Origin of the sequence: Scandinavium sp. UTDF21-P1B (genome assembly GCF_040750395.1) — a bacterium.
Lineage (GTDB): Bacteria > Pseudomonadota > Gammaproteobacteria > Enterobacterales > Enterobacteriaceae > Scandinavium.
The window spans coordinates 264,812-278,761 of the sequence record NZ_JBFLVD010000011.1 but is presented as its reverse complement, the minus strand read 5'-3'; the positions used below and the strand labels follow the sequence as shown (position 1 = coordinate 278,761).

Annotated in this window: 14 protein-coding genes; 10 read left to right on the top strand and 4 right to left on the bottom strand. The window is 55.3% G+C overall.

The window, feature by feature from the left end:
- The 7 genes from mdtH (at position 1) to AB1287_RS07855 (ending at position 5,331) form a co-directional block, all read left to right on the top strand.
- The gene (gene mdtH / locus AB1287_RS07885; protein WP_312628182.1) at positions 1 to 1,212 is read left to right on the top strand and encodes a multidrug efflux MFS transporter MdtH; all 1,212 of its coding nucleotides are present in this window, start codon (positions 1 to 3) and stop codon (positions 1,210 to 1,212) included.
- 106 nt (positions 1,213 to 1,318) lie between these two features.
- The gene (locus AB1287_RS07880) at positions 1,319 to 1,879 is read left to right on the top strand and encodes a lipoprotein (protein ID WP_312628181.1); all 561 of its coding nucleotides are present in this window, start codon (positions 1,319 to 1,321) and stop codon (positions 1,877 to 1,879) included.
- A gap of 126 nt (positions 1,880 to 2,005) precedes the next feature.
- Positions 2,006 to 3,052 carry a dihydroorotase gene (pyrC, locus tag AB1287_RS07875; RefSeq protein WP_312628180.1) on the top strand — a complete coding sequence of 349 codons (1,047 nt, stop codon included), beginning with the start codon at positions 2,006 to 2,008 and terminating at the stop codon, positions 3,050 to 3,052.
- Positions 3,053 to 3,127: 75 nt separating this feature from the next.
- A complete protein-coding gene (gene dinI, locus AB1287_RS07870; RefSeq protein ID WP_312628179.1) occupies positions 3,128 to 3,373 on the top strand; it encodes a DNA damage-inducible protein I in 246 nt (81 codons plus the stop codon).
- A gap of 302 nt (positions 3,374 to 3,675) precedes the next feature.
- Positions 3,676 to 3,930, top strand: coding sequence for a biofilm formation regulator BssS (gene bssS, locus AB1287_RS07865; protein WP_312628287.1), 255 nt, complete (start codon positions 3,676 to 3,678; stop codon positions 3,928 to 3,930).
- A gap of 117 nt (positions 3,931 to 4,047) precedes the next feature.
- Complete coding sequence (gene solA, locus AB1287_RS07860) at positions 4,048 to 5,166, top strand: N-methyl-L-tryptophan oxidase (RefSeq protein WP_312628177.1); 1,119 nt, start codon at positions 4,048 to 4,050, stop codon at positions 5,164 to 5,166.
- A gap of 51 nt (positions 5,167 to 5,217) precedes the next feature.
- Positions 5,218 to 5,331: a DUF2770 family protein gene (locus tag AB1287_RS07855; protein WP_312628285.1), complete on the top strand. Its 114-nt coding sequence runs from the start codon at positions 5,218 to 5,220 to the stop codon at positions 5,329 to 5,331.
- Here AB1287_RS07855 and trhO read toward each other — a convergent pair.
- Positions 5,325 to 6,383 (bottom strand): oxygen-dependent tRNA uridine(34) hydroxylase TrhO, encoded by a 1,059-nt coding sequence (gene trhO / locus AB1287_RS07850; RefSeq protein ID WP_312628176.1) that lies wholly within the window; start codon positions 6,381 to 6,383, stop codon positions 5,325 to 5,327. The two genes, AB1287_RS07855 and trhO, sit on opposite strands and share 7 nt — an antisense overlap.
- A 218-nt stretch (positions 6,384 to 6,601) precedes the next feature.
- On the opposite strand from trhO, the gene AB1287_RS07845 reads away from it, so the two are divergent.
- The 3 genes from AB1287_RS07845 to AB1287_RS07835 all read left to right on the top strand — a co-directional run bounded on the left by AB1287_RS07845 (position 6,602) and on the right by AB1287_RS07835 (position 9,410).
- Entirely contained in the window at positions 6,602 to 7,525 is a 924-nt protein-coding gene (locus AB1287_RS07845) for a Kdo(2)-lipid IV(A) acyltransferase (protein WP_435617438.1), read from the top strand.
- 163 nt (positions 7,526 to 7,688) lie between these two features.
- Complete coding sequence (mdtG, locus tag AB1287_RS07840) at positions 7,689 to 8,942, top strand: multidrug efflux MFS transporter MdtG (RefSeq protein WP_435617437.1); 1,254 nt, start codon at positions 7,689 to 7,691, stop codon at positions 8,940 to 8,942.
- A gap of 93 nt (positions 8,943 to 9,035) precedes the next feature.
- The gene (locus AB1287_RS07835) at positions 9,036 to 9,410 is read left to right on the top strand and encodes a MysB family protein (RefSeq protein WP_312628171.1); all 375 of its coding nucleotides are present in this window, start codon (positions 9,036 to 9,038) and stop codon (positions 9,408 to 9,410) included.
- Here AB1287_RS07835 and AB1287_RS07830 read toward each other — a convergent pair whose 3' ends face one another.
- The 3 genes from AB1287_RS07830 to mdoG all read right to left on the bottom strand — a co-directional run bounded on the left by AB1287_RS07830 (position 9,411) and on the right by mdoG (position 13,888).
- Positions 9,411 to 9,638 (bottom strand): YceK/YidQ family lipoprotein, encoded by a 228-nt coding sequence (locus AB1287_RS07830; RefSeq protein WP_435617436.1) that lies wholly within the window; start codon positions 9,636 to 9,638, stop codon positions 9,411 to 9,413. It lies immediately after the preceding gene.
- Between the two features lie 175 nt (positions 9,639 to 9,813).
- On the bottom strand, positions 9,814 to 12,342 hold the full coding sequence (mdoH, locus tag AB1287_RS07825) for a glucans biosynthesis glucosyltransferase MdoH (RefSeq protein ID WP_312628168.1): 2,529 nt from the start codon (positions 12,340 to 12,342) through the stop codon (positions 9,814 to 9,816).
- Entirely contained in the window at positions 12,335 to 13,888 is a 1,554-nt protein-coding gene (gene mdoG / locus AB1287_RS07820) for a glucans biosynthesis protein MdoG (protein WP_312628167.1), read from the bottom strand. The genes mdoH and mdoG overlap by 8 nt, the downstream gene beginning before the upstream one ends.
- Positions 13,889 to 13,950 lie beyond the last annotated feature (62 nt).

Sequence of the window (13,950 nt, the reverse complement as noted above, 5' to 3'; positions counted from 1 at the left end):
ATGCCATCGCGCATCTCACAGGCTCGCAGCCTGGGTAAATATTTTCTGCTCGTCGACAACATGCTGGTCGTGCTTGGCTTTTTTGTTGTCTTCCCCCTGATTTCCATTCGCTTTGTTGACCAGATGGGCTGGGCCGCGCTGATGGTCGGCATCGCGCTCGGATTACGTCAGCTGGTTCAGCAAGGCTTGGGCATTTTCGGCGGCGCGATAGCCGATCGCTTCGGCGCCAAGCCGATGATCGTCACCGGCATGCTGATGCGTGCAGCAGGTTTTGCCACCATGGCGATTGCGCAGGAACCCTGGATGCTCTGGCTCTCCTGCATCCTTTCCGGGCTCGGCGGCACACTGTTCGACCCGCCACGCGCGGCGCTGGTCGTAAAACTTGTGCGTCCACACCAGCGAGGACGCTTCTTCTCTATATTGATGATGCAGGACAGTGCAGGGGCGGTTATTGGCGCCCTGCTCGGCAGCTGGCTGCTGCAGTACGATTTCCGTCTCGTGTGCAGCGTGGGCGCAGTGCTGTTTATTCTCTGCGCGGCATTTAACGCCTGGTATCTCCCGGCATGGAAGCTTTCGACGGTGAAAACGCCAGTGCGTGAGGGGCTGTCGCGGGTGATGAGTGACAAACGTTTTGTCACCTATGTGCTGACCCTGACCGGCTACTACATGCTGGCGGTACAGGTGATGCTGATGCTGCCGATTATGGTGAACGACATCGCCGGAACGCCCTCGGCAGTAAAATGGATGTACGCCATTGAAGCCACGCTATCGCTGTCGCTGCTTTACCCTATCGCACGCTGGAGCGAAAAGCGTTTTCGCCTCGAGCATCGTCTGATGGCCGGATTGCTGATTATGACGCTGGCGATGCTGCCCATCGGGCTATCCGGCAACCTGCAGCAGCTGTTCACCCTGATTTGCCTGTTCTACATCGGCTCAATCATTGCCGAACCGGCGAGAGAAACCCTGAGCGCCCAGCTCGCGGATCCTCGCGCACGCGGCAGCTACATGGGCTTCAGTCGTTTGGGCCTCGCCTTCGGCGGTGCGCTCGGGTACGCGGGCGGTGGCTGGCTGTTTGACGCCGGTAAAGCCATCGCCCAGCCGGAGCTGCCGTGGGTGATGCTTGGCGTAATTGGCATCATCACGTTTTTGGCGCTGTGGTGGCAGTTCAGCGCCAGGCGCGCCTCAACGGGGATGGTCGAGCCAGGGGCTTAGCGTTAACTGCGGTAACAATTCAGCGGATTCTGCTGGCACGTCTTTGGCTGACAGGGCATGCTGCTTTGTGTCAGGATGAGACAAAGGCATCATGTTGAGGAACCCCATGAAAAAGATGTTGATGGTCGCCACGCTGATCGTGAGCGGCCTGTTGGCAGGCTGTAACCAGCTGACGCAGTACACCGTAAGTGAACAGGAAATTAATCAGGCGCTGCAAAAGCGCAATAATTTCTCCAAAGATATTGGCCTGCCAGGCGTGGCGGACGCACACATTGTGCTGACGAATCTCACGAGCGCTATCGGGCGTGAGGAGCCGAACAAAATTACGCTCAACGGCGTAGCGAATCTCGATATGACTTCGCTGTTTGGCAACCAGAAAGCGACCATCGATCTGAAGCTCAAGGCGCTCCCGGTCTTCAACAAAGAGAAAGGGGCTATTTTCCTCCAGGAGATGGAGGTGGTGGACGCCACGGTGAAGCCTGAGAAGATGCAATCCGTGGTGCAGACCATGCTGCCTTACCTGAATCAGTCTTTGCGCAGCTACTTCAATAAGCAGCCGGCTTACGTTTTGCGAGAAGATGCAAGCAAAGGTGAAGCGCTGGCGAAGAAATATGCCAAAGGCATTGAGGTCAAACCCGGCGAGATTGTTATCCCCCTCACCGACTAGGCCGTTTCATCGTAAACGGGTGCCCTGGCGCCCGTTTTTTTTACAGAAAGGAGTGCAAAGGAAAACGTTTCCGTTTAACCTTAGTGCCCGGCAAAAATAGCCCTTCTTAACCAGCCGGAGCCCTCTATGTCATCCCAGTCCCAGATCCTGAAAATCCGCCGTCCCGACGACTGGCATATCCATCTCCGCGATGGCGATATGCTGAAAACCGTGGTGCCTTACACCAGCGAAGTGTACGGCCGGGCGATTGTGATGCCTAATCTGGTGCCGCCGGTCACAACCGTTGACGCCGCCATCAGCTATCGCCAGCGCATTCTTGATGCCGTACCTGCGGGCCATGAATTTACGCCGCTGATGACCTGCTATTTAACCGACACGCTCGACCCGAATGAGCTGGAGCGCGGCTTCAATGAGGGCGTATTCACCGCCGCGAAGCTCTACCCGGCCAACGCCACCACTAACTCCAGCCACGGCGTGACCAGCATCGATGCTATCATGCCGGTGCTTGAGCGTATGCAGAAGCTCGGCATGCCACTGCTGGTACATGGCGAAGTGACTCATGCGGAAATCGACATCTTCGACCGCGAAGCGCGTTTTATCGAAACCGTTATGGAGCCAATGCGCCAGCGTCTGCCCGCGCTGAAGGTGGTGTTCGAGCATATCACCACCAAAGATGCCGCCGAGTACGTGCGAGACGGTAATGAGCTGCTTGCCGCAACTATCACGCCGCAGCACCTGATGTTTAACCGTAACCATATGCTGGTCGGCGGCGTGCGCCCTCACCTCTACTGTCTGCCGATCCTCAAGCGTAATATTCACCAGCAGGCGCTGCGTGAGCTGGTCGCCAGCGGGTTTGAACGCGTATTCCTCGGTACCGATTCCGCACCGCATGCCCGTCATCGTAAAGAAGCCAGCTGCGGCTGCGCAGGATGCTTTAACGCGCCGACCGCACTTGGCAGCTATGCCACCGTGTTTGAAGAGATGAACGCCCTGCAGCATTTTGAAGCGTTCTGCTCGCTTAACGGGCCACGCTTCTACGGCCTGCCGGTGAATGACAGCTTTATTGAACTGGAGCGCAAAGAGTGCCAGGTGACCGAAAGCATCGCGCTGACGGATGACACGCTGGTTCCGTTCCTCGCGGGTGAAACCGTACAGTGGAGCGTCAAACGTTAAAAATTGTTTGTCCCCTGTTGTAAGTTTCCCAAACTAACTGTATAAATATACAGTATATTACACAGGGGGCACATTATGCGTATTGAAGTGACCATTGCCAAAACCACCGTTTTACCCGCGGGCGCCATTGATGCGCTCACCAGCGAGCTTTCCCGCCGTATTCTCAGCCAGTTTCCGGACCGGGACGGTCAGGTGAGCGTGCGCTATGCCGCCGCCAATAATCTCTCCGTCATCGGTGCGCCAAAGGAAGACAAAGATCGCATCAGCGAAATTCTTCAGGAAACCTGGGAGAGCGCTGATGACTGGTTTAATCCTGCCTGAATCGCTGAATAAAATTAAACAAACGCTCCATTCTGTGTCATTTTTTGCCGGGTCGCCCCGGCTTTTTTGTTTTTTTATTCGCTTCTTTTTTAACCTTTTTCTGATTGCATCGCTTTTTCTTTTAAAAAATAGCGAACTAACTGACGCTTTATTGTTCAAAAAAACGAAAGATGCAGAAAAAGATGTTGCGGATAAGCTAAAAATTCGAATATTTTCTTGATTGTTGATATAATTAGTTTGCTTCAGAAAACACGCATTGAACCTCGAACCGTTGTCTTTAAACACGCAAATAAGGGGTTATGATGGAAAAGAATAATGAAGTCATCCAGACCCATCCCCTCGTCGGATGGGACATCAGCACCGTAGACAGCTATGACGCGCTGATGCTGCGCCTGCACTACCAGAACCCCGCACAATCGAGTCATCACGAAGCAGAGATCGGTCAGACGCTATGGTTAACGACCGATGTGGCCCGCCAGTTTATTTCTATTTTAGAAGCGGGCATCGCCAAAATTGAATCCGGCGATTTCCAGGAAAACGAGTATCGAAGGCATTAGCGCTTAATGCTGAAATTCACGCCACAGGCACCTACGGGTGCCTTAATTATTTCTGCCTTGTCACGCACATTCAGATTAATTACCCTGCTGAATAAAGAAAAGAGCTGAGAGATACGCATGAACTACGATCTAATTATTATCGGCAGCGGTTCTGTCGGTGCCGCCGCAGGTTTTTATGCGGCCCGCGCGGGGCTGTCGGTTCTGATGACCGATGCCCATCTGCCACCGCATGCTGAAGGCAGCCATCATGGCGACACACGACTGATTCGTCATGCCTATGGCGAGGGCGAAAAATATGTTCCGCTGGTACTGCGGGCACAGACGCTGTGGGATGAGCTGGCTGAAATCAGCGGCGAAGAGATTTTCGAAAAGACCGGCGTCATCAACCTCGGTCCGGCGCACTCTGCTTTCCTGGCAAACGTTGAGCACAGCGCCCGCCAGTTCGGCCTGAACGTTGAAAAGCTGGACGCCACGGCGCTGATGGCCCGTTGGCCTGAAATTCGCGTGCCTGAGGATTACATCGGCCTGTTTGAACCGGCCTCCGGCGTATTGCGCAGCGAACTGGCGGTAAAAGCCTGGGTGGAACTCGCCCGGGAAGCAGGCTGTGCGCAGCTCTTTAATTGCCCGGTGACGGCCATAAAGCATCATGCCGACGGCGTCACGGTAGAAACAGCGGAAGGGAGCTATACGGGAAAACGCCTGCTGGTCAGCGCCGGAACATGGGCAACAAAGCTGCTGCCGGACCTCCCTGTCCAGCCGGTACGTAAAGTGTTTGCGTGGTTCCAGGCCGATGGCCGTTACAGCCGGAAAAACAACTTTCCGGCGTTTACCGGCGAACTGCCGAACGGCGATCACTATTACGGCTTCCCGGCAGACGATAACGAGTTGAAAATCGGCAAGCATAACGGCGGGCAGCCCATCACCTCTGCAGAGGAGCGCAAACCGTTTGGTGCAGTGGCAACGGACGGCTCGGAAGCATTTAACTTCCTGCGCACAGTTCTGCCAGGCATCGGCGGCTGCCTTCACGGTGCCGCCTGTACCTACGACAACTCGCCAGACGAAGATTTCATTATTGATACCCTGCCCGGCCAGCCATCGACACTTGTCATCACCGGGCTCAGCGGACACGGCTTTAAGTTCGCTCCGGTTTTAGGTGAAATTGCCGCTGACTTTGCCCAGGGCAAAACGGCGGCATTCGATCTTTCGCCCTTTAGCCTGTCGCGCTTCAATCGCTGACAGACAGCAAAAAGCCCGGCGCATGGCCGGGCTTCTGGTAACAACACAATGCTGCAACGTGCATATCATTATCTGGTGAACAACATCCGCGAACACTTCGTGGTATGGATTGTTCTGTGGCTGCTGCTGGCCGTCATCGATCTGGTTTACATCTTTTTTTACTGACCTTTACTCGGGTCAGGAATGCCCAGTTTCGTATTCAGCCGCCCGCGCGATTTATTGAAAATCTTATTGCCGTTTTCGCGTCCGGCACGGCGGCGGCGCTGCTCTTCCTCTGGTAGCGCCCGCTCTTCCTGACAGAGATCGCTACAGCAACCACTGTACTTCTCAGCACACGCCGGACACTGAATGAACAACAGGTGACAACCGTCGTTCAGGCAGTTGGTGTGCGTATCGCACGGCGTACCGCACTGATGGCAGTGAGCAATAACGTCGTCGGAAATACGCTCGCCCATGCGTTCATCGAAGACAAAGTTTTTGCCGATAAAGCGTACCGGCAGGCCCTGTTCACGCGCGCGTCGGGCATATTCGATGATCCCCCCCTCAATATGCCAGACTTTGCTGAAGCCTTTGTGCTTCATAAACGCGCTGGCCTTCTCGCAGCGGATCCCGCCCGTGCAGTACATGACGATTTTTTTATCGCGATACTCTTCCATCATTTCGACGGCTTTCGGCAACTGATCGCGGAACGTGTCAGCGGGAATTTCCAGCGCGTTCTCAAAGTGGCCTACTTCATATTCGTAATGGTTACGCATGTCGATAAAGACCGCATCCGGATCGTCGAGCATGGCGTTGACTTCCGCCGCCTTCAGATAGTCGCCGACGTCGCTTGCGTCAAAGGTTGGGTCATCAATGCCGTCTGCCACGATGCGTTCACGCACTTTCATGCGCAGCACCCAAAAGGACTTTCCATCGTCGTCGAGGGCAACGTTAAGACGCAGGTTGTTCAGCGCCGGATCGAAGGCGTAAAGCCGTTCACGAAACGCCTCAAATTTGCTTTGCGGAACGCTGATTTGCGCGTTAATGCCTTCATGAGCCAGATAGACCCGGCCAAACACGCTCAGCGCAGAGAGCGCCTGATAAAGCGCATCGCGGGTCGATTGTGGGTCAGCAATGGTGAAATATTTATAGAATGAGACTGTGGTGCGCGGCTCGGTTTCGGCCATCAGCTGCGCTTTCAGTTGCTCATTCGAGATGCGGTTATGCAACACTGGCATGGTGTGGTTCCTGCATTATCGATGAGAAAATTCGCGGCCCGCATCATATAGCATGCGCTGCGAATTTACATCCCCACATTTTGCGCTACATTTCCCTCACCTCAAATAATCAGATTAAATAACAACTGCCGGAAAAACCGCCTCGTATCCGACCTGGTTTGGGTGAGGGGCAAAAAAATGCGATAATAGAACCGGTTGTCAAAAAGAACAGGAAACAAATGACGCATTTACCGAAATTTTCTGCTGCGCTGCTTCACCCTCGCCATTGGCTGAGCTGGCTGGGCATTGGTGCTTTATGGCTGGTGGTTCAGCTTCCTTACCCTCTGCTGTACCGTCTTGGCAACTCTCTGGGCCGTCTGGCGCTGCGTTTTATGAAGCGGCGCGCGCGCATTGCCTACCGTAATCTGGAACTTTGTTTTCCAGATATGGACGAAAAAAAGCGCCATCAGTGGGTCGTGAAAAACTTCGAATCCGTCGGCATGGGCCTGATGGAAACCGGCATGGCGTGGTTCTGGTCCGATAAGCGCATGGCACGCTGGAGCGAAGCAACCGGCGTGGAGTACATCCATGCGCTGGAAGCCGAGAAAAAAGGCATTCTGCTGATCGGCATCCACTTCCTGACGCTGGAAATCGGCGCCCGCATGTTTGGCCTGCACGCTTCACCGGGCATTGGCGTCTACCGCCCTAACGACAACCCGGTTATTGACCTGGTGCAGACCTGGGGACGTATGCGCTCCAACAAAGACATGCTCGATCGTAAAGATTTGAAAGGCATGATCCGCGCGCTGAAAAACGGCGACGTTATCTGGTATGCACCCGATCATGACTACGGTCCGCAGGGCAGCGTATTTGTGCCGCTGTTTGGCGTCGACCAGGCAGCAACCACCTCGGGCACCTATACGCTGACGCGTATGTCAAAGGCGTGCATCGTGCCGTTTGTACCGCGCCGTAAGCCGGACGGCAAAGGCTATGAGCTGATTATTCTTGAGCCAGAGTGTTCGCCTCCGCTCGGCGATGCCGAAACGACCGCCGCATGGATGAACAAAGTGGTCGAACAATGCATTCTGATGGCACCGGAACAATACATGTGGTTGCATCGCCGCTTTAAAACCCGGCCTGAAGGCGTGCCTTCCCGCTACTGATCTCCTCAGCTTTACTCTTCCGGGCAGCGCAGGCTCGCCCGGCATACCTCTTCTGATCGACAACTATCGCTATATTTTCTCTTCCTGCTCTGTTTCGTTGATTGCAGTCATGATTTAGCAGGCGCATAATTAGCCTGCTTATTACCTCATTGCTGATTAATTTATGCTCTCCTCAGATGTCCCCATTAGCTGGAAACGGAATCTCACTATTGCCTGGATTGGCTGCTTTCTCACCGGCGCCGCATTCAGCCTGGTAATGCCTTTTCTGCCGCTTTACGTTGAACAGCTTGGCATTACGGGCCATAGCGAACTGAATCTGTGGTCAGGACTGGTCTTCAGCATTACCTTCCTGTTTTCGGCAATTGCCTCTCCCTTCTGGGGCGGCCTTGCGGATCGTAAAGGCCGCAAAATCATGCTGCTGCGCTCCGCTCTTGGGATGTCGATTGTGATGGTGCTGATGGGGCTTGTGCAGAACATCTGGCAATTTTTGCTGCTGCGGGCGCTGCTGGGACTGCTCGGCGGCTTTGTACCCAACGCCAACGCGCTTATTGCCACGCAAATCCCTCGCCATAAAAGTGGCTGGGCGCTCGGTACACTTTCTACGGGAGCGGTTAGCGGCGCGCTGTTAGGCCCTCTGGCGGGCGGGCTGCTGGCAGACAGCTACGGCCTGCGTCCCGTATTCTTTATGACCGCAAGCGTCCTCTTTCTGTGCTTCGTGCTGACGCTGTTCTTGATTCGTGAGCAGTTCGAGCCGGTACCGAAAAAAGAGATGTTGCGCGCAAAAGACGTTATTGCCTCGCTGAAAAGCCCGAAGCTGGTGCTGAGCCTGTTTATCACCACGCTGATTATTCAGGTTGCGACTGGATCCATTGCGCCCATTTTAACGCTCTACGTCCGCGAGCTGGCGGGCAACGTCAGCAACATTGCTTTTATCAGCGGAATGATTGCCTCAGTGCCCGGCGTCGCGGCGCTGATGAGTGCCCCACGGCTGGGCAAACTCGGCGACAGAATCGGCCCGGAGAAGATCCTGATTGCCGCGCTGGTGATTTCCGTTCTGCTGCTGATCCCGATGGCGTTCGTCCAGTCACCGTGGCAGCTCGGTCTCCTGCGTTTCCTGCTTGGCGCAGCCGATGGCGCGCTGCTTCCTGCCGTTCAGACGCTGCTGGTTTACAACTCCACCAACCAGATTGCCGGACGCATCTTCAGCTATAACCAGTCGTTTCGCGATATCGGCAACGTCACCGGACCGCTGATTGGCGCCTCTGTCTCTGCGAGCTTCGGTTTTCGCACGGTATTTTTCGTCACGGCGAGCGTAGTGCTATTTAACGCTATCTATACCGGCCTCAGCCTGCGACGTACACGGCAGACGCTGCCTTCTTCTGCGGAAAATGACGAAGAGCGTCAGACGGCCAGTTAATCCATCCGAATGATTTTTCATTCATCGTCCTTGCACAACCGAATCTTCGTCTATTCTTTCCTGAAAACCACGTCAACCTGCAGGGAGAATGAGATGACCATGTACGCCACGCTCGACGAAGCTATTGATGCGGCACGCGAAGAGTTTATCGCCAACAGCCCTGATGCCGGAGAAGGTGATATTTCCGTTCAACAGCTGAACCTCCAGAAATACATTCTTCAGGATGGTGACATCATGTGGCAGGCGGAGTTTTTTGCCGACGAAGGGGAAGAAGGTGAATGCCTGCCGATGATCAGCGGTGAAGGTGCGCAAAGCGTGTTCGACGGTGATTTCGACGAAATTGAGTTGACCCAGGAGTGGATTGAGGAGAACACGCTGCACGAATGGGATGAGGGCGAGTTTCAGCTTGAGCCACCGCTGGATACCGAAGAGGGCCAGACGGCAGCCGACGAATGGGATGAGCGCTGATTACTCGTAGGGGCCGTGGTGGGCGTCAATCGGCAACAGCAGCGTGTCGAACACCAGAGAAAACGGCAGATCGAGGATCGTGATATAGCGCCAGGCCGAATCCCGGACGTCCCACTGCACGCCGGGATAATACTGATTGCCGTGCCCCTGCCCCGGGATTGTCCGGCTAATAATACTGCCACAGCCGCTCAGTAGCATGGCCATCAGGCAAACTACGATTATTTTCACCGGATTTCTCCACTCAAACATCTGACAGAAAAATACCGGTCATTTGACCGGTATCAGGCACGGATAAATGTCTTCATTGTCTGATGGCGCTTCGCTTATCAGGCCTACAAAATCACAGATTCATGACGTTTTGCAGGCCCGGTAAGCATGCGCCACCGGCCAATTTCTTCTGACATTACTTTGTCTTCAACGCCAATGGGTTCATAGCGATGGTCTCGTAATGGCTTACCCAGGAGGAATATTTCTCCGGCGATGACCAGACGCGGTAATGCAGGCGCGCCATGGTCATCGGGTCGCTCAGCAGCACCAGACGACGATCGCGGCTCAGCTTGTCCGGCGTGTCGTTCAACGCCTGTTCAACGTGACGATCGCGGGCAATCTCGAGCACCTTACTTTCGCGGTGACGCGCCGTTGCCATGGCGGTGGCCAGGGCGTTAAACGACGGGTTGAAGACCGCGTGCATGAAGCCGTCATCCAGCGAACGAGCGCGGTTGAGCTCCACGAAGCTGTCGGTATCCTTCAGCACCTGCGGCGTGTCGTACTCTTCCGGGATCAGGAACAGCTTCGCACGCTTGCTTCGCAACCCAACCGTTGAGCGGCTGGAAATCGCCGACACGAACGGAGAGAGGATCAGCGAGAAGACGATCGGCGCCAGCCAGAACAGGAAACGCAAATCGAGCCACGCCATTCCTGCCGCCCAGACCAGACCGAGCAGGAGCTGAGAACCGTGGCGCATAAACGCTTCGCTCCACGGCGTGGAGTCATCGTCACGCTGCGGCGAATTCCAGACTACTTCCCAACCAAGGAATGCGCTGACCACAAACACGGTATGGAACAGCATGCGCACCGGCGCCAGCAGCACAGAGAACAGCACTTCCAGCAGAAGAGAAAGGGTAACGCGGAAGAAACCACCGTACTCTTTCGGACCTTTGCACCAGATAAGAATAATGCTCAGTAGCTTAGGCAGGAACAGCAGCACCATGGTTGAGGCAAACAGCGTAATAGCCAGCTCCGGGCGCCACTGCGGCCACACCGGGAACAGCTGTCGCGGCTGCAGGAAGTACTGCGGTTCAGTCAGCGCATGCACCACCTGCAGCGCAGTCGACAATGCCAGGAACATAAACCACAGCGGCGCAGAGAGATAAGACATGACCCCCGTCAGGAACACCGCACGGTGAACCGGGTGCATCCCCTTCACGAGGAACAGACGGAAGTTCATCAGGTTCCCCTGACACCAGCGGCGGTCACGCTTCAGCTCATCCAGCAGGTTCGGCGGCAGCTCTTCATAAGATCCCGGCAGATCGTAGGCAATCCAGACACCCCAGCCTGCACGGCGCATCAGCGCGGCTTCAACAAAGTCGTGCGACAGAATAGAACCCGCGAAGTTACCCTCACCCGGCAGCGGTGCCAGCGCACAGTGCTCGATAAACGGCTTCACGCGGATAATCGCGTTATGGCCCCAGTAGTGGGATTCCCCCAGCTGCCAGAAGTGCAGACCGGCGGTGAACAGCGGACCATAAACGCGCGTCGCGAACTGCTGGCAGCGCGCATACAGCGTGTCCATACCGGACGCTTTCGGCGAAGACTGAATGATCCCGGCATTGGGGTTGGCTTCCATCAGACGCACGAGGCCGCACAGGCAGTCGCCCGACATCACGGAATCTGCATCCAGCACCACCATGTAGCTGTACTGGTTGCCCCAGCGGCGGCAGAAGTCATCGATGTTGCCGCTTTTACGCTTCACGCGACGACGACGACGACGGTAGAAAATCTGCCCTTCGCCCTGCACTTCAGCAATCAGCTCCATCCAGGCTTTCTGCTCACGCATACAGATATCCGGATCGTAGCTGTCGCTCAGAATGTAGACGTCAAAGTGCTCCTTGTTGCCGGTCGCTTTCACCGACTCCCAGGTGGCACGCAGACCCGCGAATACGCGGTCAACGTCTTCATTACAGATTGGCATGATAAGCGCGGTGCGATGCTCAGGATTTAACGCTTCATCACCCACGGTGGAGGCGGAAATACTGTATTTATCGCGCCCGATGAGCAACTGCAGGAAGCCCATCAGCGCCGTCCAGAACCCGGCAGAAACCCAGCAGAACAGCACGGCAAACAGAATCAGGATCCCCGTTTGCAGCACGTAAGGCAGCAGCTGCATAAAGGATACCCACAGATCCTGCCCGCGCATGTCCAGCGGGTTCACCAGCGCCCAGCCCTGGTACGGCAGAATAGTTTTCATGTACCAGGTCGCGACGACGGTTTGAGCCAGAGTCAGCAGCAGCAGGATGTAACGACGGATGGTCCCGACGGTACGCCATTTGGCTTCACGCTCACGCTCTTCCTGAGTCAGACGGGCCAGGTAGCGCGGCTGTACGTCGCGCCCCAGCATTCTGTCCCAGAAGCGGCCAATCGGGTTGGTACGCCACGGATCGGGGAACATGGAAGAGCGAGTCGCTTTCGGCATCGCTTCAAGCTGCGTGCGCCCTTCGTCATCTTTGACAAGCTGCCCGTCCGCGAGTGAGTCCGGCCACGCCTGCTCAAGACGCGCTTTTACGGAGCCAAGCGGCGAATCATCTTCACGCGCAATCGAGGTATGGTCCGTATCCAGCGCCTCGTGCAGAGCACGAAAATCGGTGGTCGGCAGTGCCGCTTTCTCAGCATCTGAGAGCGGCATTGCATTGATATACTCGGTTATCTTATTCATTGGCAGGTAGCTGATAGCTCCAGGTTTCACTCAGCGTCTGGTCGCCATTGACCAGCGCCGCACGCATGTCGGTCGTTTTCTTCACGTCTTTGACTTTCACGCGCATCGTCAGGCGCCAGCCTTTGGTTACCGGGTTGTAGCGAACGTTGCTGTCCACGATTTCCCCATTGTCACCAATGCTGGTCTGAGCCGTTACGGCGGTGTCCTGCGGCATTTTTTTCATTTCCGCACCGGTGAAATCAACCACGAACGCGATGGTACCGTCAGGCTGGCGGATCAGGTTCGACTGCTTCACATCCCCCGTTGAACGACGGGTCTGCATTACATAGGCGCTGTCCGGCGCGTGCAGTTTGTCCTCGTCACGGGTGAAGGTGATGCTGTAGCTGTAGTTCATCTCTTTCCCGGCGTCCGGCAGCTGATCCGGCGTCCAGTAAGCGACGATGTTGTCGTTGGTTTCGTCGTTGGTAGGAATTTCTACCAGCTCAACTTTACCTTTGCCCCAGTCCCCTTTCGGCGTGATCCACGCGCTTGGGCGCAGGTCGTAACGGTCGTCCAGATCTTCATAACGAGAGAACTGGCGGCCGCGCTGCAGCAGGCCAAAGCCTTGCGGGTTTTCGGTCGCATAGCTGCTGATGGCCAGATGTTTCGGGTTGTTCAGTGGACGCCAGATCCATTCGCCGTTCCCCGCGAGAATCGACAGGCCGTTGGAGTCGTGCAGCTCCGGACGGAAATTGGTGGTTGGTGATGGCTGATTCGGCCCGAACAGGAACATGCTGGTCAGCGGGGCGACGCCCAGTTTGCCGACTTTATCGCGCAGGTAAACTTTGGACTGTACGTCCACCACGGTGTCACGGCCCGGAATCACCACGAAGCGATACGCGCCGGTCGCACGCGGGGAGTCCAGCAGTGCATAAATAGTCAGGCGTTTATCGGTTGGTTTTGGACGCTCAATCCAGAACGTGCGAAAACGCGGGAACTCTTCGCCGGACGGCAAAGCGGTGTCGATCGCAAGGCCGCGGGCGGACAAACCATAGGTCTGCCCCTGACCGAGAACGCGGAAATAGCTGGCTCCGAGCATGCTGACGATTTCGTCGTTTTTATCTTTGCTGTTGATCGGATAGAGCACTTTAAAGCCGGCAAAACCCAGATCCTTGACGGTGTCTTTATCGTGCTGGACGTTGCCAAAATTGAAGTAATCCGGGCTGTATTTGATTTTTTTAACCGTGGTCGCCGTCACTTCGTTGATGGTAACCGGGGTATCGAAATACATTCCCTGATGATAGAACTCGAGCTTGAACGGTGTCTTAACCTTGCTCCAGTACGCTTTATCGTGGTTGAACTGAATTTGCTGATAGTCCGCGTATTTCATGTCGCGGAAAACAGAGGGCAGGTTACTTTTTGGGGCTTCGTAGCCCTTGCCGGCGAGTGATTTCGCTTCCTTCGCGACATCATCAATACTGAACGCCCATGCAGATGAAGTACACAGGGACAACATTACGGCTGCGCCTAACCAACGCAGTTTCATCATCTGTGGTTTATTTTTCATAATTAGTAAGCACTTCCCCCTTTGTGTGCTTAAATCGATCCGATCCATTTTACTGGAAACTC